Genomic DNA, 21,125 nt, shown 5'->3' on the forward strand with positions numbered 1-21,125 from the left:
GGACCGGTTAGCTGGCGGCCAGGGTCACGACCCGTTCGACCGCGAAGGCGTACCCCTGCACCCCGCAGCCCGCGATGACCCCGTCGGCGCGCAGCGACACATAGGAGTGGTGCCGGAACTGCTCGCGCTGATGGATGTTCGAGATGTGCACCTCCACCACGGGCAGGCCGTCACAGGTGTTCAGCGCGTCCAGCAGGGCGACGGAGGTGTGGGAGTACGCGGCCGGGTTGATCACGATGCCGGTGTGCCGCTGCCGGGCCTCGTGGATCCAGTCCACCAGTTCCCCCTCGTGGTTGGACTGCCGGAAGTCGACGGTGCCCCCGTGGGCCGCCGCCGTCCGCGCGCACAGGGCCTCGACATCGGCCAGGGTGGCGCTGCCGTAGATCTCCGGCTGACGCTGACCGAGCAGGTTCAGATTGGGCCCGTTCAGGACCATGATCGGCGCGGTGGCGAGGGAACGGGCGTGGCTGGTCATGGCGGGGCCTCCGGTCGGTACGGGCGCGTCAGGGGAGGTCTATCACGGTGCCCCGGGGCGCGGCGGAGGCGGTTGCCACCACCCTGGGACGCTCTCCCGGTCCTGCCTGCGGCGCGCCCGGCCATAGCGGACAGGTCCGGCCCGCCGCTGTCCGCTAGGGATTGATCGCGAGTACGAGGTACGCGGCGAACAGCACCAGATGGACGCCGCCCTGCAACGGGGTCGCGCGGCCCGGCACCACCGTGAGGGTGCCGACCGCGACGGTCAGCGCGAGCAGCACCATATGGGTCGCGCTCAGCCCGAGGACCAGGGGCCCGGACAGCCACAGGGAGGCGACGGCCACGGCGGGGATCGTGAGTCCGATGCTGGCCATCGCGGAGCCGAGGGCGAGGTTGAGGCTGATCTGGACCCGGTCCCTGCGGGCGGCGCGCAGCGCGGCAATCGTCTCGGGCAGCAGGACCAGCAGCGCGATGATGACGCCGACGACGGCGTGCGGCAGCCCGGCCGCGTCGACGCCCGACTCGATGGTCGGGGAGACCCCTTTGGCGAGGCCGACGACCCCGATCAGGGCCAGGGCGAGCATCAGGAGACTGATCCGGGTGGTGCGTGTGGTGGGGCGGTCGATGTCGTCCTCGGCGTCGATGACCTCACCGTTGCGGGTGATCGGCAGGAAATAGGACCGGTGCCGTACGGTCTGCGTCGCGACGAAGAGCCCGTACAGGGTCAGCGAGGCCACGGCGGCGAAGGTGAGCTGCGAGGTGGAGAACTCGGGGCCGGGCTTGCTGGTGGTGAACGTCGGCAGGACCAGGCTGAGCGTGGCGATGGTGGCGACGGTGGCCAGGGCCGCGCCGGTGCCCTCGGGGTTGAACACGGCCACCCGGTGGCGCAGCGAGGCGGCGAGCAGGCTGACGCCCACGACGCCGTTGCAGGTGATCATCACGGCGGCGAAGACGGTGTCCCGGGCGAGCGTGGCGCTCTTGTCCCCGCCGTCGGCCATCAGGGTCACGATCAGCGCGACCTCGATGATGGTGACGGCGACGGCCAGGACGAGGGAGCCGAGGGGTTCCCCGACCCGGTGGGCGACGACCTCCGCGTGGTGGACGGCGGCGAGGACGGCCAGGGCCAGGACGACGGTGACGAGGGCGACGATGCCGCTGGGCATGTCGCGTCCCCAGGTGAGGGCGAGGAGGACCACGGACAGGACGGGCACGACCGCCGTCCAGCGTGCTGCGAGGGCCCCGAGCCGAACGATCATGGCTCCGATGGTTCCAGAGGGGTCGTCGGCGCGCATGCCGGCCGACGGGCGCGCCCGCTTCCCGGCGGGGTGCGGGCGCCCCGGTCCGGGGTCGGCGCGGCGCTCCGCGGGACCGGTGGCGGGCCCCGGAACGGCCGACAGGCCACCGACCGGGAGGGTCGGTGGCCTGTCGGGGGGTCCTGGTCCCGCGGCGGCCGGTGGGCGGGGCCCACCGGCCAGGGGATCAGAGGTCGACGCCCTGGTGGTCCGAGGCCTCGGCCTCGGCCTGTGCCTGCTTCTTCGAGGCGATCAGGCTGGTGATCGTCGTGATGACGAGGACACCGCAGATCACGCCGAGCGAGACCGGGATGGAGATCTGCGGTACATGGACACCCGACTCGTGCAGCGCGTGCAGCACGAGCTTGATGCCGATGAAGCCGAGGATGACCGACAGGCCGTAGCTCAGGTGGACCAGCTTCTTGAGCAGTCCGCCGATGAGGAAGTACAGCTGGCGCAGACCCATCAGCGCGAACGCGTTCGCCGTGAACACGATGTACGGGTCCTGGGTGAGGCCGAAGATCGCGGGGATGGAGTCCAGCGCGAACAGGATGTCCGTGGTGCCGATGGCCAGCATGACGACCAGCATCGGCGTCATGACCTTCTTGCCGTTCTCCACGATCCACAGCTTGGTGCCGTGGTAGCGGTCGGCGACACCGAAACGCTTCTCCAGCGCCTTGATCAGGCGGTCCTCTTCGAAGTCGTCGTCCTCCTGGCCCGCGCGGGCCTCCTGGATCAGCTTCCAGGCGGTGTAGATGAGGAAGGCACCGAAGATGTAGAAGACCCAGGAGAAGTTGGTGATGATCGCGGCACCGGCGGCGATGAAGCCCGCGCGGAGCACGAGTGCGATCAGCACACCGATGAGCAGGACCCGCTGCTGGTACTGCGTCGGGACCGCGAACTTCGCCATGATCAGGACGAAGACGAAGAGGTTGTCGACGCTCAGCGACTTCTCGGTGATGTATCCCGCGAAGAACTCACTCGCGGGCTGGCCACCGCCGAAGACCGCCAGACCGACACCGAAGAGGACGGCGAGCACGACCCAGACGATCGTCCAGATGCCGGCTTCTTTGATCGATACGTCGTGGGGCTTGCGGCCGATGAAGAAATCGGCCGCGATAAGGGCACACAGGCCCGCGATCGTGACGACCCATAGGGTCAAGGAAACATCCACTGCGCCTCCGGCAGTACGTAACGGCAGGTTCCAGCGTCGTCCGCTGCCGGAGGTCTCTTCCACCCGAAGGACGCGGGGCGTGGTGCGTCCCGTACCGCCTCGGGCCGACGCCCCGGGAACCAGTTGGTTCCGTATTGACGGGCACGTCGCAGATTAGGGAGTACTCCCCTCCGCGTGCACCAGAGTACCCGACCCCCCAAAGGACGGTAAAGAAAAGGGTAAAGTGAGAGCCAAGTCACCTGGTCAGATGCGCATTTAGGTCAACTTCGGAGGCGTTCCGACCGCCGGTCGGAGCCGCGACCGGGGTCCCTCAGCGGTCCCAGGCGCGGCGGCCCGCGGCGACCTGTGCGAGCACCTCGGACAGGATCGCGCTGCCGGCTGGAATCCGTGGCGGCTCATACGTCCAGGTGTGTCCCACCCACGGGTCCGCGAGGTGCGCGTCGGGGACGGGGGTGAGCCGCAGCAGCGACCGCCACAGCGGGTCCAGCAGCGGACCGTACGCGGTGGCGTCGTCACGGTCGGCGACCATCATCAGATGGACCCCGACATCAGGCCCCTCGTCCGCGAGATACCGCAACTGGGTCACCGCGCGGTCGTCGAAGCCGTGCGGGAAGTCGTTGACGATCAGCAGATGCTGCGCGGTGTCGATGTCGGAGGGCAGGGAGTCCACGGCCTCGCTGCGCAGCGCCATCTGGACCAGGTCCACCCGCCGGGTGAGATGGCCGAGGGTCCGGGCGACCCCGGTGCCGCCGCGCGCGACGGGTGCGGCGAGGACCCCGGCGTCGACCAGCGGGGCGAGCGCGGCAGCACCGGCACCCGCCGCGTCGATGAGGTGCACGGCGAAGTCGCCGGGCGGGTGGACGGCGAGCAGCCGGGCGGTGTGGCCGACCGCCGAGTCCAGGGCGAGCCGCTTCAGCCGCTCGCCGTCGGGGACGGTGGCCGCGCCGTCGGAGCCGCGCCCGCTGTCGATCCACAGGCCGCGTTCCAGCGGGAGCCGGACGAGCATGGGGATGCGCAGGGGGTCGCCCTCGGGCAGATGGAGGTCGCCCAGGCGCAGCGCCATCGGGGCCTCCAGGGGGACGCGGTAGGCGTGCCACACCGGGTTGTCCCAGCTCGCGCACGCCGCCGGGAGCGCGGGCTCCACCACGGCGGCCTCGGCGGTGAGCTGGTCGAGATCGCGGTCGAGGACGGCTCGCGCCCGGCCGACCAGGTCCGTGTACTTGGCGCGGGCCGCTTCCCGGGCCTTGTCGCCCGCGCCGCCGATACGGCTGCGCGGATCGGAGAGCGCCTTGTCGAGTTCCTGTTCGCGGCGGGAGTCGGCGAAGTCGACGGCGCTGCGGTAGGCCGACGCGCTGCGCGCCAGGTCCTCGAACATGCCCCAGACCTGGTTGTAGAGCCGCTCCTCCAGGGACCAGCCGGTCGCGTCGCCCGCGACAGGCCCGGCGGGCTCCCCCGGGCGGGCCGGGGGCCCGGTCGGCGCGGGGGGCGGGGGTATGTCGGTGGTGCGGCCGCGATGGGTGTAGTCGATGGGTCCGCCGCCCGGTGGCTCCGTCCGGGCGGCCGGGTGCGGCGGTTCACCGGCGGGCGCCGGGTCGGTGGGTCCGGCGGTCCGGACCTGCTCCGACGGCGCGGGCTCCGGGCGGGCGGGCTCCGGACGGGACGCCTCGGGCCGGGTACGGCGGACGGGCGGGGGCGGTGAGGGGTCGGCCGGTGGCTGGGATGCCCCGGCTCCCGCGCGCGGGGTGGCGGGCCGCGTGTCGGCGGGACCGGCTCCCGGGCCGGGTGGCGCGGTGGCACTGTCCGTGGCCCCGGTCCGCAGCCGTGCCGCGCCGGAGGTGTGTGGCGGGACCGGGGCGGCCGGGCGGGCGACGGCCTCGTGGATGGCGGCGGCGAGCTGTGCGGCCTGGGGCAGGCCCTGGTCGGCGAGGAGGGCGACGAGGCCGCCCGCGTAGCCCTGGCCGACCGCGCGGACCTTCCAGACGCCCTGCCGTCGGTACAGCTCCAGCGCGACGACGGCGGACTCGGCGTCGAGGCCGGTCACGGTGTAGCTGGCGAGCTCGCTGCCGTCCGGGCCGCTGAGTGCGAGGAAGGGGGCGGGCAGCGCTCCGAAGTGCACGGGTCCGTCGGCGCCCGGGGGCAGGGCGAGGAGGACGTGGACCCGGCCGACGGGGTCGGGCAGCGCCGCCAGGTCCAGGGCCAGCCGGTGGTCGGGGGCGGCCTGCCGGGGGACCTCCAGACCGGGCAGACAGGGGGCGCCGGGGTGGGCGACCCACTCCGTGCCGAGCACCCCGCCCTCGTCGTCGCAGAGCGTCGCTCCGGCCACGACCGGTCCGCCGACCGATACCCGGATCTCCAGACGGGTCCGGTTGAGGGGGTGGTTCTGCCCCCGGACCAGTTCGGCCGTCATCGCCCTTGTCCCCCTGGTCGGGCCGCCGGACAGGGTCGCGGCGGCTGGTGCCACCGGGCGGTCGCCCGGGGTGTGTACGAGGGGCGGGCGCCGGTGGCGGTGCCCGCCCGGTGGGTCACAGATGCGGCAGGACCGCCGGGATGAGGTCCTGGAAGGTGCGGCCGCTGGCGGGCTGCCCGATGGCGGTCATCTGCCAGCCGGAGCCCGAGCGGTGCACCTTCGCCATGATCTGCGCGGTGGAGCGCTGCCAGGTGGTGGCCGACGAGCCCTTGTCGACCTTGACCGGACCACCGGACTCGCCGCCGTCGAGGGAGTAGCGGGCGAGCTCCTGGCCGTTGGTCTCGTCGACGATCCGGCAGAAGGCGTTCTGCACCTCGGAGAAGGTCTGGCCGGTGAACGAGTTGACCGTGAACACGATCTGGTCGATATGGACGGGCAGCCGCTGGAGGTCCACGACGATGGCCTCGTCGTCGCCGCCCTGTCCGGCGCCGCCGACGAGGTTGTCGCCGGTGTGCCGCACGGAGCCGTCGTCGCTGACGAGATGGCGGAAGAAGACCACGTCGACGGGCTGCTTGTCGGCGAAGAGGATCGCCGACGCGTCGAGGTCGACCTCACGGGTGCGGGTACCGAACAGACCGCGGCGCGGCGCGGCCTGCCAGCCGAGGCCCATACGCACCGCGGTCAGGGCGCCCCCGTCGTTCTTGTGCAGGCTGATGGCCTGGCCCTTGGTCATGTTGACCGTCACGCGCTGTCCCCTCTCGGACTGTCCCCTGCTCCCGCGTGCACGCGGTGTGGCAGCACCCTACGCACGGGCACCGACATCGCCGTCCCGCGGTACGCGTTTGTGTCGGTCTTGCAACACACCGTCCGGGGGCGGCGGAAGGAGCCCCCGCACGGGGCCGCGCACGCGTCGCGGCGGCCCCGTGCGTACCGCCGGTCGCAGCCGATCGGCCGGTCGCCTCAGACCTGTCCGGCCTCCTTCATCTGCCGCAGTTCCTTCTTCATCTCCGACACCTCGTCGCGCAGCCGTGCCGCGATCTCGAACTGGAGATCGGCCGCGGCGGCGCGCATCCGCGCGGTCATCTCCTCGATCTGCTGAGCCAGTTCGGCGGCCGGCTGGTCGGTGGGGACGACGGCCTTGGACTTCCCCTTGGCCTTGGCCTTGGCGGCGGTGCCCAGCGCCGGGACGGGTGCCTTGGCGGACTTGCCGTCCTTCGACTGGCGGTAGCCGGAGCCGAGCAGCTGCTCGGTGTCGATCTCCTCGCGCGCGATGGTCGCCACGATGTCGTTGATCTTCTTGCGCAGCGGCTGCGGGTCGATGCCCCGTTCCGTGTTGTACGCGACCTGCTTCTCCCGGCGGCGGTTGGTCTCGTCGATGGCCTTCTCCATCGCCGGGGTGATCCTGTCCGCGTACATATGGACCTGGCCGGAGACGTTACGGGCGGCACGGCCGATGGTCTGGATCAGTGAGGTGCCGGAGCGCAGGAAGCCCTCCTTGTCGGCGTCGAGAATCGCGACGAGGGAGACCTCGGGCAGGTCGAGCCCTTCCCGCAGGAGGTTGATGCCGACCAGGACGTCGTACTCCCCGGCGCGCAGTTCACGCAGCAGCTCCACCCGGCGCAGGGTGTCGACGTCGCTGTGCAGATAGCGGACCTGGATGCCCAGTTCGAGGAAGTAGTCGGTGAGGTCCTCGGCCATCTTCTTGGTGAGGGTGGTGACGAGGACCCGCTCGTCCTTCTCGGTGCGCTTGCGGATCTCGTGCACCAGGTCGTCGATCTGGCCCTCGGTGGGCTTGACGACGACCTCGGGGTCGATCAGGCCGGTCGGGCGGATGATCTGCTCGACGAAGCCGTCGCCGCGCGACAGCTCGTAGGCGCCGGGGGTGGCGGACAGATAGACGGTCTGGCCGATGCGCTTCTGGAACTCCTCCCACTTCAGCGGGCGGTTGTCGAGCGCGGACGGCAGCCGGAAGCCGTGGTCCACCAGGGTGCGCTTGCGGGACGCGTCGCCCTCGTACATGGCGCCGATCTGGGGGACGGTGACATGCGATTCGTCGATGACGAGCAGGAAGTCGTCGGGGAAGTAGTCCAGCAGGGTGTTCGGCGGGGAGCCGGGGTCGCGTCCGTCGAAGTGCATCGAGTAGTTCTCCACGCCGGAGCACGAGCCGATCTGGCGGAGCATCTCGATGTCGTAGGTGGTGCGCATCCGCAGCCGCTGGGCCTCCAGCAGCTTGCCCTGCTTCTCCAGCTCGGCCAGCCGGTCGATCAGCTCCTTCTCGATGTCGTTCACCGCGCGCTCCAGCCGCTCGGGACCGGCCACGTAGTGCGAGGCGGGGAAGACATGGAGCCGCTGGTCGTCGCTGATGATCTCGCCGGTGAGCGGGTGGAGCGTGGAGAGCGCCTCGATCTCGTCGCCGAACATCTCGATCCGGACGGCGAGCTCCTCGTAGACCGGGAAGATCTCGATGGTGTCGCCCCGCACCCGGAAGGTGCCACGGGTGAACGCGAGGTCGTTGCGCGTGTACTGGATGTCGACGAAGCGGCGCAGCAGCTCGTCCCGGTCGATCTCGTCGCCGACCTTCAGGGAGACCATCCGGTCGACGTACTCCTGGGGCGTGCCCAGGCCGTAGATGCAGGACACGGAGGCGACGACGACGACATCGCGACGCGTCAGCAGGGAGTTCGTCGCGGAGTGCCGCAGCCGCTCGACCTCCTCGTTGATCGAGGAGTCCTTCTCGATGTACGTGTCCGACTGGGGGACGTACGCCTCGGGCTGGTAGTAGTCGTAGTACGAGACGAAGTACTCGACGGCGTTGTTCGGCAGGAGCTCACGGAACTCGTTCGCCAGCTGGGCGGCCAGGGTCTTGTTCGGCGCCATCACCAGGGTGGGGCGCTGGAGCTTCTCGATCATCCACGCCGTGGTGGCGGACTTGCCGGTGCCGGTCGCGCCGAGCAGGACGACGTCCTTCTCACCGCCGCCGACGCGCCGCTCCAGCTCCGCGATGGCCGCGGGCTGGTCGCCACTGGGCTGGAAGGGGCTGACGACCTCGAAGGGTGCCACCGAACGTTCGATCTGGGATACGGGCCGCATGGCATCCACCGTACGACCCCCCACTGACAACCGGCGTTCTCGCAGGTCCGGGCCCTGTCGCGGCGGGTGGGGTCACCAGTCGGGCGGGGTCTGCCGGGGGTGGTGGCCGGGCGGGGTGCCGCCGGGGGTGCCGAAGAGGGAGGGCTGGACGGGTGCGGAACGCCGGTCGGTGTCGTCCTCGGTGCGGCCCATGACCAGCAGCGGGTCGAACATGACGACGACCCCGGCGAGGATCAGGAAGACCAGCGGGCCGATCAGCATGGGGGCCAGCAGTTCCGCGGAGGACACGCCGGTGGGCGTGCCGGTGGAGTCGTGCAGGTCGACGCTGAGCGCGGCCATCCCGGTGTAGTGCATCCCGGTGACCGCGACGCCCATCACCAGACTGGCGCCGAGGGACCATCCGAAGCCGCGCACCTGGGCGGCGGCCCACAGGGCGGCGGTGGCGGCGGCGACCGCGACGGCCACCGACAGGACGACGGTGCCCGTGTCGTAGACGAGGCTGCCGTTGAGGCGCATGCCCGCCATCCCCAGGTAGTGCATGGACGCGACGCCGAGGCCGGTGAGGGTGCCGCCGGTGAGCAGGGCCGCCCGGGTGCCGCCCCGGTAGCCGACGATGAAGATGCCCACGCCGACCATGACGATCGCGACACCGAGGCTGGCGAACGTCAGGGACGGGTCGTAGTGGATGGTCGTCTCGTCGACGCTGAAGCCCATCATGGCGATGAAGTGCATCGTCCAGATGCCGGAGCCGATCGCGGCCGACCCCAGCAGCAGCCAGCCGGGCCGCCAGGAGTGCGTGACCAGTAGTGACCGTGTGGTGCAACGCAGTCCGAGCGCGGCTCCCAGGCACGCCATGGCGTACGCGACGACCGGTGTGATCCATCCATGGCTGAAGCCGTCGACGGTCCCTTGCATGAGCCGTAGCCCTTTCACCCGATGAAACCCGCGTGGCGTCCGTTCCCCCCTGGGGCCGCGGATCGTCATGGGCCGATCCGAGGAGTATGACCGCATCGGGAACGTTTGAGCGATTTTCCGGTAACGGATCCGCTTACCCGCCCGCGCGGAACGGCGCGGGACTGTGCCGAACGGTGTCGTGCGTACGTCCGACCGGGTCATCCGTTGCGCGCACGTCCACGCGCCGCACCCGGTGTGCCGGTCCGGTGCTGTCACTCTCGGTCCGTGCTTGTTCATATGATGCGAGAGGTACCGGTCCGCGCGCGTACGGCCGCGGTCTCCACGGTCGTCGCGCTGGGCGTGGCGGCGGTGTTCCTGCCCGCCCTGTCCACCCAGGCCCTCGCGGGTGAGGGCGAGGTCGTCGTGATCGCGCACCGCGGCGCCTCCGCGCAGGCGCCCGAGAACACCCTCGCCGCCGTCGACCTGGCCGATGAGCTGGGCTTCGACTGGATCGAGAACGATGTGCAGCGCACCAAGGACGATGTCCTGGTGGTGATCCACGACACCGATCTGAAGCGCACCACGGACGTCGAGGAGGTCTTCCCCGGCCGCGCGCCGTGGAAGGTACGCGACTTCACCGCGGACGAGATCGCCCAGCTCGACGCGGGCAGCTGGAAGGGCGGGGCACACGCGGGCGCGCGCGTGCCGACACTGCGGGAGTTCCTGCACCGGCTGGACGCCAACGGCCAGCGGCTGCTGCTGGAGATCAAGGCCCCCGAGCAGTACCCGGGCATCGAGAAGGACGTCCTGGAGGTCCTCAGCCAGGAGCAGTGGCTCGACCGGAGGCATCTGCGGAACCGGCTCGTGGTGCAGAGCTTCAGCGCGGCCAGTGTGCGCGCGGTGCACGACGCCCGCCCCGATGTGCGCACCGGCTTCCTCGGCACCCCCGAGCCGGCGGACCTGGGCTCGTACGCGAGCTTCACCGACCAGATCAATCCGCGCAGCACCACCCTGACGGCGGCCTACGTCGCCTCCGTGCACGCGCTCGACGGTCCGCACGGGCGGCCCCTCGAAGTGAACACCTGGACGGTCAACGACCCCGAGGAGGCCCGCAGGGCGGCCCGTACCGGGGTCGACGGGATCATCACCAACGCCCCCGATGTCGTCGAGGAGGCCCTGGGCCAGGACGACTGACCGGCCCGGGGCGGGCGCGACGCTCGGCACGCGGGCGCCGCCGCCCGCCGAGCGGGGGTCCTGTCCGCCGTGGCTGTCGGGTTGTCAGTGGTCGGCCGTACCGTGGTGGTCATGGACGCTGACGGGCAGGAAGAGCGGGACACACGGCGGCCCGCGTGGGCGGTGGTCGACAGCGACATCGGGCCGCTGCTGCTGGTCACGACCGCGCGGGGACTGGTCAGCGTCGTGTTCCACGCCCGGGACGCCGTACGCGAGAAGGCGCTGGACGAGCTGGCGTCCAGGCTCGGCGCGCGGCCGGTGCACGCGCCCGGCGATCCGCTGCTCGCCGAGGCGGTACGGCAGCTCACCGCGTACTTCCGGGGTGAGCTGAGGGAGTTCACTCTGCCGCTGGACTGGTCGCTGATCTCGGGCTTTCCCCGCGAGGTGCTGCGGGAGCTGGCGGCGGGGGTGCCCTACGGGGCCGTGGTCGGGTACGGCGAGCTGGCGGGCCGGGTGGGCCAGCCGCGCGCGGCGCAGGCCGTCGGCGCGGCCATGGGCGCCAATCCGCTGCCGGTCGTGGTGCCGTGCCACCGGGTCGTCGAGAGCGACGGCGGGATCGGGGGGTTCGGGGGCGGTCTGGAGGCCAAGCGGACCCTGCTGGCGCTGGAGGGAGTGCTTCCGCAGCCGCTGTTCTGAGCCGGCCGCAGGCGCTGTTCCGGACTGGGCGCAGGCGCTCTTGCGTGCGGGCGGGCTGCGGGCCCTGTAGCGGGAAGTCCGCAGGCGCTTCCCCGGGCCGGCCACGGCCGTCGGCCGTGAGCGGTCCGTGGGTGTCCTCGCGGGTCGGCGCGGACGATGGCGCTCCGGGCGGAGCGGGCGGCTGGTGTCAGACTGCGGCGGTGACTCCTGACGCGAGATCTGAGCCCGGCCAGGGCGTTCCCCTCCCGCCACACGGCGACCGGCGGCCCGTGGCGGGCGCCGAGGCGGCCCAAGGCACCTCTTCGAAGGGGCCGGGCGGGACCGTCCCCGACGAGTCCGTCCCCGGTCTGCCCGGGAGCGCCGGGGAGCTGACCTCGCTGCGCCGCCGGGTCGCCGCGGTGCTGATAGCCAGCCAGATACTCGGCGGGCTCGGTATCGCCACGGGCATCGCCCTGGCAGCCGTGCTCGCGAAGGAGGTCGGCGGATCGGACTCGCTGTCCGGTCTCGCGCTCACGGCGACCGTGGCGGGCACAGCGGTCCTGTCGATGCCGCTGGCCTCCCTGATGAACGCGCGCGGACGACGGGCCGGACTGGTCCTCGCGTACGCGATCGGCGCGTTCGGCGCCGCCCTCGTCGTCGTCGGGGCGTCCGTGGACAGCTTCCCGCTGCTGCTGGCCGGTATGGCCGGGTTCGGCGCGGCCTCGGCGGCGAACCTCCAGGCCCGGTTCGCGGCGGCCGACCTCGCGGAGCCGCGGTATCGCGGGCGGGCCATCTCCAACGTCGTCTGGGCGACCACCGTCGGCGCGGTCCTCGGGCCGAACATCGCGGCCCCGGCGGGTGCGAGCGTCGCGGGTCTGGGCATCCCGGAGGCCGCCGGGCCGTTCCTGTGGGCGGCGGGGGTGTTCGTGCTCTCGGCGGTTCTGGTGGCCGTGCTGCTGCGGCCCGATCCGCTGCTGGTGGCGCGGGCCCTGGAGCCCGTCGAGGAGCGCGCGCCCGGCGGCGGTTCGATGCGCGCGGGCTTCACCGCCGTGGCCGCGTCGCCCCGGGCCCGGCTGGCGCTGGTGACCGTCGCCCTGGCGCACACCGCGATGGTGGCCGTGATGGCGATGACACCCGTCCATCTAGGACATCATGGCGCCGACATCGACCTCATCGGTCTGGTCATCAGCGGCCATATCGCCGGGATGTACGCGTTCTCGCCCGTCATGGGATGGCTGTCGGACCGGCTCGGCCGGGACTTCGTGATCGCCCTGTCGGTGCTGCTGCTGGCCGGCGCCGCGCTGTTCGCGGGCACCGCGGGCGGCGCCCACGGACGGACCGCCACCGGACTGTTCCTGCTGGGCCTGGGCTGGTCGGCCGCCCTGGTCGCCGGTTCGGCGCTGCTCACGGAGTCGGTACCGGCGCCCGCGCGGGCCGCCGCGCAGGGTCTGTCCGACCTGGTCATGAACACGGCCGCCGGGGTGGGCGGCGCCCTCGCGGGCGTCGTGGTCGCCACGGCGGGCTACGGATGGCTGAACCTGTTGGCGGCGCTGCTGCTCCTGCCGCTCGGCGCGCTGGCGCTGTGGACCCGGCCGGGGGCCCGCGGTGAGGCCGTGGGGCCCGCCGCGAAGGCCGTCGGCGACAGCGGGTAGCGCGGCCGGGGTCCCGGAGCGCCCGGAAGCGGTCCCGGAGCGCTCAGAGGTTGATGTGGTACGCCTTGCGCAGCGTCTCGTGGACCGTCCATGTCGTGCGGTCCCCCGCGCGCAGCACCGCCGCGTCCCCCGGGCCGACCTCCAGCGTGTCGCCGCCGTCGACCTCGATGGTGGCGCGCCCGCTGATCACCACGAACAGCTCGTCGGCCTCCGTGTCGGTCACCACTCCCGGGGTGATCTGCCAGATGCCGCGCACCTGCTTGCCGTCCGGGGACTCCCACAGGGTCCGGCCCGTGACGACCGGGTCCCCGGAGACGATCTGAGCCGGATCGAGCGGTTCCGGCGTCAACTCGGCCTGGGGGATGTGTACGGCAAATGACGAAAGATTCTGATCGTTCGCGGTCATGGCCGGTCACCCTAGCGGGCCCGGCGCGCGCCCCGGTGACAGGTCCCGTACGGGTTTGACGAGGCTTTCGGTCCGCCAGGGATGGAAGAAGGCTCTTGACCCGGGAGGCACTGTGGTTCTGGTCGTGTCCAAGGACGTACGCGAGGCGCTGGAGGCCCGGCGACCGGTCGTCGCGCTGGAGTCCACGATCATCGCGCACGGACTCCCGGCGCCCCGGAACCTGCGGGTGGCCCGCGGCCTGGAGGACGACGTACGCGCGCGGGGCGCCGTACCCGCGACGATCGCCGTACTCGACGGACGGCCCCATGTCGGCCTGGACGGGCCGCAGCTGGAGCGGGTGGCGAACGACCCGACCGTCCGCAAGCTGGGCCACCGCGATCTGCCGCTGGCGATGGCCAGCGGGGCCAGCGGCGCGACGACCGTGTCCGCCACCGCGCTGCTGGCGGCCCGCTCGGGGATCAGGGTGTTCGCGACGGGCGGCCTCGGCGGGGTGCACCGGCAGTGGACCGCGACCCAGGACGAGTCCGCGGATCCGGCCCTGCTCGCCCGGACCCGGATCACGGTGGTGTGCGCGGGGGTGAAGTCGATCCTCGACGTCCCGGCGACCCTGCAACGACTGGAGACACTGGGCGTCGCCGTCGCCGGGTACCGCACCTCCCGCTTCCCCGGCTTCTACCTCACCGACTCCGGGCACCCGGTGGACTGGCGGCTCGACTCCCCCGGCGCCGTCGCGAACGTCATGCGCGCGCAGGACTCGCTGGGCGGACCCGACTCCGCGCTGATCGTGGCCCGGCCGGTGGCGGAGGCCGAACAGCTCGATCCCGGGCTGCACGCGCGCGTGCTCGACGCGGCGCTCAAGGAGTGCGACCGACGGGGCATCACCGGCCAGGCGGTGACACCGTTCCTGCTGGACCAACTGGTCCGTCACACCGACGGCGCGTCGCTGGACGCGAATGTGGCGGCGGTGACGGGGAACGTCCGTCTCGCGGCCCGGATCGCCGCCGCCTGGACCGGGGTGTGAACGCCGCGCTGCTCGTCCTCGGGGAGGTGATCACGGACATCGTCGCCCGGCACGCCGCCCCGCTCGCGCCCGGCACCGACACGGCCGCCGTCATCCGCACCGTGCCGGGGGGCGCGGGCGCCAACGTCGCCTGCTGGGCCGCCCACCAGGGCGCCCCCGATGTCCGTCTGCTGGGCCGGGTGGGCGCCACGACGGCCGCCTGGCACCAGCGCCTGCTCACGGCCGCCGGGGTGCGCCCCCATCTGGTCGTCGACCCGCACGCGCCCACCGGGACCGTGATCAGCCTGGTCGACGCGGGCGCCGGCGCGGAACGCACCTTCCTCACCGACAGCGGAACCGCTCCCCGCCTCGGGGCGGCCGACTGGACGGACGCGTTCCTGGACGGGGTCGCGCGGCTGCATCTGTCGGGCTATCTGTTCTTCACACCGTCCGGTCGCGGCATGGTGGACGCGGCGAAGTCGTCGGCAAGCGCGCGGGGTGTGCCGGTGAGCGTCGATCCCGCGTCGGCCGGGTTCCTCGGGGACCTCGGGGCCGACCGCTTCCTCGCGCTGGCCGACGGGGTGGACATCCTGCTGCCCAGCGAGGACGAGGCACGGCAGCTGACCGGCTGGCCGGACGCCGAAGACGCGGCGGCACAGCTGAGCCGCGCATTTCCGCTGGTCGTGGTGAAGCGGGGCGCCAAGGGCGCACTGGTGGCCCGCGACGGAGCGGTTCGGGCCCGGGTCCCCGCGTTTCCGGTGGCGCGGACCGAGGACACCACAGGGGCGGGCGACGCGTTCACGGGCGCGTTCCTCGCCGGACTGCTCAGGGGCTCGGGGATCACCGACGCGGTAACCGAGGGATGCCGTGCGGGTGCCCGGGCCGTGTCCCAGGTCGGCGCCCGCCCGGCGCGTGGGACGGGTGGGACGCAGGGGGTGGACAGGGTGGACAGGGCGCAGGGGGTACAGGGACCGGATGTGATGCGCGGGCTGCACGGGACTCACAGGACGGACGGGTCGCACGGGACGGACGGGGGACCGTGCTGACGGTACGGTGCGGACATGGCGGAGGGCCGGTGTCACCGGATGGGGTGAGACCCGGGAACGGAACGGAATGGTCCGTTCCCACAGGCTTCCCCGCACCCGCTCCAGGACTGGCAGACTTGCCCGCCAAGTCACCATCCAGCACGAGGAGTCCGGCATGTCGGTAGCGGGGAACCTGCGCAAGGTCGGCAACCTCCCAGGGGTCGACGGCCTGCGCAGGGTCGGGCGAATGGCTCGCAAGCGCCCACGCGTCGATCTGAGTCATCCGGCGCGGTCCCCACTGGGATCGGCGGTCGTCAACTGCGTCCGCTACCACGACGGGATACGCCAGCCGGACGGCAAGGACCTGGTGGAATCCGTCGAGCGGACCCGCAAGACCGACAAGGGATTCGTCTGGCTCGGACTGCACGAACCGACGGAGCGCCAGTTCGCCGGGGTCGCGGAGCTGTTCGAGCTGCATCCGCTGGCCGTGGAGGACACGGTGCACGCCCATCAGAGGCCCAAGGTGGAGCGGTACGGGGACACGCTGTTCGCGGTGTTCAAGACCGTCTGCTACGTCGATCATGTCGAACTCACCGCGACCAGTGAGGTGGTCGACACCGGCGAGATCATGGTCTTCGTCGGCCGAGACTTCGTGATCACCGTGCGGCACGGACGGCACGGCTCGCTCGGGCCCGTACGGGAGGGGCTGGAGGCGGAGCCGCAGCGGCTGGCGAAAGGGCCGGCGGCGGTGCTGCACGCGATCGCCGACCATGTCGTGGACGACTATCTCCAGGTCACCGACGCGATCCAGGCCGACATGGACCAGATCGAGTCCGATGTGTTCTCCGAGCAGGGCGCCCGTGTGGACCCGGGGCGGGTCTACCAGTTCAAACGCGAGCTGCTGGAGCTCAAGCGGGCCGTCATACCGCTGGACCGCCCGCTCCAGGTCCTCGCCACCCAGCCGATGCGCGCGGTCGACCCCGAGATACAGACCTACTTCCGGGACGTCTCCGACCATCTCCAGCGGGTCGCGGAGCAGATCCACGCCTTCGACGACCTCGTCAACTCCATCCTCCAGGCCCATCTCGCGCAGGTGACGGTCGCGCAGAACTCCGACATGCGCAAGATCACGGCCTGGGCGGCGATCATCGCCGTCCCGACGATGCTGTGCGGGATGTACGGCATGAACTTCGAGAACATGCCCGAACTCCGCTTGACGTACGGCTATCCGGCCGTGCTCGGGGTGATAGCCACGGCGTGCGTCCTGCTGTACCGCGGATTCCGGCGCAACGGCTGGTTGTGAGGACCACGTCCGGGGGCTCCGGGGGAAGGTCTCCCGAAGTCGATCTCGGGCACACGACGCCGGGTGCGGTTTCTCGGTGCCCATGTCGGTCGCCCGACGCCGGGTGCGGTCGCTCGGCGCCGAGGCCGGTCGCCCGATGCCGGGTTGCGCGCTCGGTGCCAGGGGCCGGAACCGGGGCTGAAGGCCCGGGGCAGAGGGTCGGAGCCGGGTTGGAGCCGGGGTCAGTGTGTGGCGTACACGCTCTCGACCCAGGCGGCGATCTGCTCGTCCGACAGATGTCCGGCGAGATCGGCTTCGCTGATCATCCCGACCAGCCGCTTGTCCTCGATGACGGGCAGACGGCGGATCTGGTGCCCCTGCATCTCCTGGAGCACCTCGCTGACGTCGGCGCCCGAGTCGACCCAACGGGGCGTGCCCTGGGCGAGGTCACCGGCGGTGACCCGGGACGGATCGTGGCCCATCGCCACGCACTCCACGACGATGTCGCGGTCGGTGAGGATGCCGCAGAGGCGTTCCTCCGCGTCGGCGATGGGGAGTGCGCCTACGCCCAGGTCACGCATCAACTGAGCCGCGCGGTCAAGGGTCTCGTGCGCGGGAATCCACTGGGCGCCGCGGTGCATCATGTCTCCGGCGGTGGTCATGCGGTACCTCCTGGTGCCGGACGGCCGGCGCGGCGCGGGGGGCGTCGCTGGTCCCGGCGCCCTTCATTCTCTCCGGGGCGCGGAGGGAGCGCACCCGCTGGGGACGGCGACCGCGTCGGGGGTACGGCGGCGCCGGAGGGCGACGCCCGCGTATGGCGATGCGCGCCTTGGCCATGGCCGGGCCCCATCGGTCGGGGTTGACTGAGGAGCGCGGGCCGGACGCGTACGGGCAGCGGGCCCCTCACCCGCAAGGGCTCACCGGCGAGGACCCGGTCGGCCCGGCGAACACACAGATGGCCTGGCAAGCACACAGTCGGCAAGGAGTGGTCTGATGATCGACGGAGCGTTGTTCGTGGTGGTGCTCGTGGGAGCCCTGGTGTGCGCGGTGTCGGCGGGCGCGCTCTACGCGTTCTCCAGCTTCGTGATGAAGGGCCTGACCGCCCTGCCCCCCGCGCAGGGCATCGCGGCGATGCAGGCGATCAACAGGGCCGCGCCGGGCCCGGCGTTCATGGTGGCCTTCCTCGGCGGGGCCCTGCTGAGCGCGGTGATCGCCGTGTTCACCCTGGTGTCCTGGCCGGGCGAGGGCGGGCCGCTGCTGCTCGTCGGCTGCGCGCTGTACCTGTTCGGGATGCTGGGAATCAGCGCCGTGGCGCACTTCCCGCGCAACGACGCGTTGGACAAGGTCGACCCCGAGGCACCGGCCAGTGCCGCGTACTGGCGCGACTGGGCCCGGGAGTGGACCAGGTGGAACCACATACGCACGGCCGCCGCGCTCGCGGCCGCGACCCTGTTCGTCCTGGCACTCGTCCGGTGAGCCCGATACGGGAGCGGGGCGTCCGATACGGGAGCGGGGAGCCCGGTGCGGAGGCGGTGTGTCCGGTGAGCCCGGTGCGGTGAGCCCGGTGCGGGAACGATGAGCCCGGTGCGGCGGTGAGTGCCACCCCCGCCGGACCCGCGCCCGGACGACGCCCCACCTCGGCCCCCGCCCGACCGCCGCCCGCACGGGTCCCGTAGCCCGCGCCCCACCTCGGCCCCCGCCCGACCGCCGCCCGCACGGGTCCCGTAGCCCGCGCCCCACCTCGGCCCGCGCCGGACGGAGCCCGCCCCGTCCCCACCCGCCAGGCCCGGCGACGGCCCCCGTACCGGTCGGCGCCGCAGCCCCCCGCGTCGTATCGTGGCCCCAGAGCGCACGCGAGGGAGACGGCCATGGCCGACCCCAAGGGATTCATGCGGACTCCGCGCGAGGAATGGCCGCGCCGCCCGGTGGCCGAGCGCGTCCAGGACTGGGACGAGGTGTACGTCCCCGGTGCGCTGCTCCCGATCATCCGCCGGCAGGCCGACCGCTGTATGGACTGCGGGGTCCCGTTCTGTCATGAGGCGTGCCCGCTCGGCAACCTCATCCCGGAGTGGAACGACCTGGTGTCCCGGGACGACTGGCGGGCGGCGAGCGAGCGGCTGCACGCCACGAACAACTTCCCCGAGTTCACCGGCACCCTGTGTCCCGCGCCGTGCGAGGCGGGGTGTGTCCTCGCGATCAACCAGCCCGCGGTGACGATCAAGAACGTGGAGCTGTCGATCGTGGACCGGGCGTGGGAGGACGGCTGGGTGCGGCCCCAGCCGCCGGAACGTCTCTCCGGGCGGACGGTGGCCGTGGTCGGTTCGGGTCCGGCGGGGCTCGCGGCCGCCCAGCAGCTCACCCGGGCCGGGCACACGGTGGCCGTCTTCGAGCGGGACGACCGGATCGGGGGACTGCTGCGGTACGGGATACCGGCGTTCAAGATGGCGAAGGACCGGCTGGACCGGCGGCTGGAGCAGCTGCGGGCCGAAGGGACGAAGTTCCGTACCGGTACGGCGGTGGGCCGCGACATCGGGGCCCGTGAGCTGCGCGCCCGCTACGACGCGGTGGTCCTCGCGACGGGTGCGACCCGGAGCCGGGAACTGCCGGTACCCGGGCGGGAACTGGCGGGCATTCATCAGGCGATGGAGTACCTGCCGTCGGCGAACCGGGTGCGCGAGGGGGATCTGGCGGTGTCGCCGCTGTCGGCGGCGGGTCGTCAGGTCGTGATCATCGGGGGCGGCGACACGGGCGCCGACTGCCTGGGGACGGCCGTACGCGAAGGTGCCGCGTCGGTGACCCAGCTCGACATCCGCGCGCTGCCCCGGCCGGAGCGCACCGAGGCCGAACCCTGGCCGGTCTATCCGGCGGTCTACCGGTTGTCCCCGGCGCACCAGGAGGCCGGGGAACTGGGCAGCGCCCCGGTGTCGGACGCCGACGCCCGGCTCTTCGCGGCGTCCACGGTGCGCTTCGAGGAGGGGGCGGACGGCCGGGTGGGCGGAGTACGGGTGGCCGACGTCGACGCGGAACGCAGACCGCTGGCGGGGACGGAGCGGGCCCTGCGCGCCGACCTGGTGCTGCTGGCGCTGGGCTTCACGGGACCGGAGCTGGACGACGGACCGGTGGCCCAGTTGGAGCTCGCGCTGGACGGACGGGACGTCATCGCGCGGGACGCGTCGTTCGCGACGAACGTCCCCGGGGTGTTCGCGGCGGGGGACGCGGCGCGCGGTCAGTCGCTGATCGTCTGGGCGATAGCGGAGGGCCGGGCGGTGGCCGCGGCGGTGGACCGCTATCTGGTGGGTACGAGCCAGTTGCCCTGCCCGATAGGTCCGTGGGACCGCCCGATGAGGGCGTGAGCCGGGGCCGATCAGCGCGTGAGCGACGGGCGCCCGGAGCCGATGAAAGCCTGAGCCGGGCCGACACCACCGCGCGTACCGCCACCGCCGCCGACCGGTCAGCGCCCCGACCCGTCAGGCCCTGATCAGCCAGGCCCTGATCAGCCAGGGGCGGCCCGGCCGCCGGGTACGGCTCACGCCTTCCGTCCGACCCCCACGTACCCGGGCATCGGTCCGTTCTCCTGGCCCGGCACCCTCTCCCCCAGTTCCGGGTGCCACTGGTCGACCAGGACGATGCCGGGGTCGACCAGGTCGAGGCCCTCGAAGAAGCGTGTGACCTCGGCGCGGGAGCGCAGCGCGAGACTCAGTCCGCGTGCCTCGTACAGTTCCCGGGCCCGCCGGGCGCCCTCGGGGTCGAAGTCGCCCGTGGCGTGCGAGACGACCAGATGGCTGCCGGACGGGAGGGCCGCCATGTAGCGGCGCAGCAGGTCGTAGGGACCGTCCCCGTCCGGGACGAAGTGCAGCAGCGCGATCATGGACAGGGCGACCGGCCGGCTGAGGTCGAGGACCGCGCGGGCGGCGTCGAGGATCGTGCCGGGGTCGCGGACATCGGCCTGGAGGTACTCGGTGACGCCCTCGGGCGCGCTGCGCAGCAGGGCCTCGGCGTGGGCGAGGACGATGGGGTCGTTGTCGCAGTACACGACCCGGGCGTCGGGGCTGTGGCGCTGGGCGATCTGGTGGAGGTTGGGTTCGGTGGGGATACCGGTGCCGATGTCGAGGAACTGGCGTACGCCCTGGGCGGCGAGCCGGCCCGTGACGCGGTGCATGAACGCGCGGTTGACGCGGGCCATGACCGGGGTGCGGGCGTCCATGGCGACCAGCTTGCGGCCCATCTCCTCGTCGACGGGGTAGTTGTCCTTGCCGCCGAGGAACCAGTCGTACATCCGGGCCGGGTGCGGGGTGGTGGTGTCGATGACCGTGGGGCCGGGCAGGGAGGGGTCGAAACCGGAGATCCGGGAGGCCCTTCGTAACGCCTGTGTGGCCTCGTCCGCCGTCGGCCGGTGCCCGTCCTGGTCCGGTGCGCGTCCCGCTGCCGTGGGTGTGTCGTCCCGCTGTGTCATGACCGACTCCAAGTCGTCCGCGTGGCTGCCTGACGCCGGTGCGGCACCTCCACCGCCCGTACCGGACGGAACGGCTCCGGTGCCCGACGCCGGCGGGATGGGTGGTGTCGAGCTGTGGTGCTGGGTGG

18 protein-coding genes are annotated in these 21,125 nt (G+C 72.3%); 8 read left to right on the forward strand and 10 right to left on the reverse strand.

Translation table 11 applies throughout. The annotated features are described in order from the left end of the window. Window positions 1-7: 7 nt before the first annotated feature. From aroQ to AB852_RS21060, 7 genes are all read right to left on the reverse strand, one after another. Window positions 8-475 carry a type II 3-dehydroquinate dehydratase gene (gene aroQ / locus AB852_RS21030; protein ID WP_073790850.1) on the reverse strand — a complete coding sequence of 156 codons (468 nt, stop codon included), beginning with the start codon at window positions 473-475 and terminating at the stop codon, window positions 8-10. Window positions 476-629: 154 nt separating this feature from the next. Further along, window positions 630-1,730, reverse strand: coding sequence for a calcium:cation antiporter (locus AB852_RS21035; protein ID WP_073790852.1), 1,101 nt, complete (start codon window positions 1,728-1,730; stop codon window positions 630-632). Between the two features lie 223 nt (window positions 1,731-1,953). Then, window positions 1,954-2,940, reverse strand: coding sequence for a TerC family protein (locus tag AB852_RS21040; protein ID WP_073790854.1), 987 nt, complete (start codon window positions 2,938-2,940; stop codon window positions 1,954-1,956). A 310-nt stretch (window positions 2,941-3,250) separates the two neighbouring features. Continuing rightward, entirely contained in the window at window positions 3,251-5,347 is a 2,097-nt protein-coding gene (locus AB852_RS21045; protein WP_073790856.1) for a TerD family protein, read from the reverse strand. Between the two features lie 115 nt (window positions 5,348-5,462). After that, window positions 5,463-6,092, reverse strand: coding sequence for a TerD family protein (locus tag AB852_RS21050; protein WP_073790859.1), 630 nt, complete (start codon window positions 6,090-6,092; stop codon window positions 5,463-5,465). Between the two features lie 215 nt (window positions 6,093-6,307). Next, on the reverse strand, window positions 6,308-8,437 hold the full coding sequence (uvrB, locus tag AB852_RS21055) for an excinuclease ABC subunit UvrB (protein ID WP_073790862.1): 2,130 nt from the start codon (window positions 8,435-8,437) through the stop codon (window positions 6,308-6,310). Between the two features lie 72 nt (window positions 8,438-8,509). Beyond that, window positions 8,510-9,352, reverse strand: a complete 843-nt coding sequence (locus AB852_RS21060; RefSeq protein ID WP_079184816.1) for an MHYT domain-containing protein — start codon at window positions 9,350-9,352, stop codon at window positions 8,510-8,512. A 276-nt stretch (window positions 9,353-9,628) separates the two neighbouring features. Between AB852_RS21060 and AB852_RS21065 the strand changes: the two genes are divergently transcribed. From AB852_RS21065 to AB852_RS21075, 3 genes are all read left to right on the forward strand, one after another. After that, window positions 9,629-10,525, forward strand: coding sequence for a glycerophosphodiester phosphodiesterase (locus tag AB852_RS21065; protein ID WP_245876860.1), 897 nt, complete (start codon window positions 9,629-9,631; stop codon window positions 10,523-10,525). A gap of 111 nt (window positions 10,526-10,636) precedes the next feature. Continuing rightward, window positions 10,637-11,200 (forward strand): methylated-DNA--[protein]-cysteine S-methyltransferase, encoded by a 564-nt coding sequence (locus AB852_RS21070; RefSeq protein ID WP_073791648.1) that lies wholly within the window; start codon window positions 10,637-10,639, stop codon window positions 11,198-11,200. 347 nt (window positions 11,201-11,547) lie between these two features. Continuing rightward, complete coding sequence (locus tag AB852_RS21075) at window positions 11,548-12,831, forward strand: MFS transporter (RefSeq protein WP_073791650.1); 1,284 nt, start codon at window positions 11,548-11,550, stop codon at window positions 12,829-12,831. Between the two features lie 43 nt (window positions 12,832-12,874). On the opposite strand, the gene AB852_RS21080 is transcribed toward AB852_RS21075, so the two are convergent. After that, window positions 12,875-13,237 (reverse strand): cupin domain-containing protein, encoded by a 363-nt coding sequence (locus AB852_RS21080; RefSeq protein WP_073790864.1) that lies wholly within the window; start codon window positions 13,235-13,237, stop codon window positions 12,875-12,877. 112 nt (window positions 13,238-13,349) lie between these two features. On the opposite strand from AB852_RS21080, the gene AB852_RS21085 reads away from it, so the two are divergent. The 3 genes from AB852_RS21085 to AB852_RS21095 all read left to right on the forward strand — a co-directional run bounded on the left by AB852_RS21085 (window position 13,350) and on the right by AB852_RS21095 (window position 16,565). After that, window positions 13,350-14,258 (forward strand): pseudouridine-5'-phosphate glycosidase, encoded by a 909-nt coding sequence (locus AB852_RS21085; protein ID WP_073790866.1) that lies wholly within the window; start codon window positions 13,350-13,352, stop codon window positions 14,256-14,258. Beyond that, window positions 14,255-15,283: a carbohydrate kinase family protein gene (locus AB852_RS21090; RefSeq protein ID WP_107499305.1), complete on the forward strand. Its 1,029-nt coding sequence runs from the start codon at window positions 14,255-14,257 to the stop codon at window positions 15,281-15,283. The genes AB852_RS21085 and AB852_RS21090 overlap by 4 nt, the downstream gene beginning before the upstream one ends. 154 nt (window positions 15,284-15,437) lie before the next feature. After that, window positions 15,438-16,565 carry a magnesium and cobalt transport protein CorA gene (locus AB852_RS21095; RefSeq protein WP_073790868.1) on the forward strand — a complete coding sequence of 376 codons (1,128 nt, stop codon included), beginning with the start codon at window positions 15,438-15,440 and terminating at the stop codon, window positions 16,563-16,565. A 221-nt stretch (window positions 16,566-16,786) separates the two neighbouring features. Here the strand turns inward: AB852_RS21095 and AB852_RS21100 are convergent, their stop codons facing one another. Then, window positions 16,787-17,206, reverse strand: coding sequence for a CBS domain-containing protein (locus AB852_RS21100; protein ID WP_073790870.1), 420 nt, complete (start codon window positions 17,204-17,206; stop codon window positions 16,787-16,789). Window positions 17,207-17,537: 331 nt separating this feature from the next. On the opposite strand from AB852_RS21100, the gene AB852_RS21110 reads away from it, so the two are divergent. Both AB852_RS21110 and AB852_RS21115 read left to right on the forward strand, forming a co-directional pair. Beyond that, entirely contained in the window at window positions 17,538-18,020 is a 483-nt protein-coding gene (locus AB852_RS21110; RefSeq protein WP_073790875.1) for an anthrone oxygenase family protein, read from the forward strand. Between the two features lie 392 nt (window positions 18,021-18,412). Beyond that, on the forward strand, window positions 18,413-19,897 hold the full coding sequence (locus AB852_RS21115) for a glutamate synthase subunit beta (RefSeq protein WP_073790877.1): 1,485 nt from the start codon (window positions 18,413-18,415) through the stop codon (window positions 19,895-19,897). Between the two features lie 173 nt (window positions 19,898-20,070). Here the strand turns inward: AB852_RS21115 and AB852_RS21120 are convergent, their stop codons facing one another. Continuing rightward, complete coding sequence (locus AB852_RS21120; protein WP_079184818.1) at window positions 20,071-20,997, reverse strand: SAM-dependent methyltransferase; 927 nt, start codon at window positions 20,995-20,997, stop codon at window positions 20,071-20,073. Window positions 20,998-21,125 lie beyond the last annotated feature (128 nt).

It is taken from the genome of Streptomyces uncialis (assembly GCF_001905345.1).
Lineage (GTDB): Bacteria > Actinomycetota > Actinomycetes > Streptomycetales > Streptomycetaceae > Streptomyces > Streptomyces uncialis.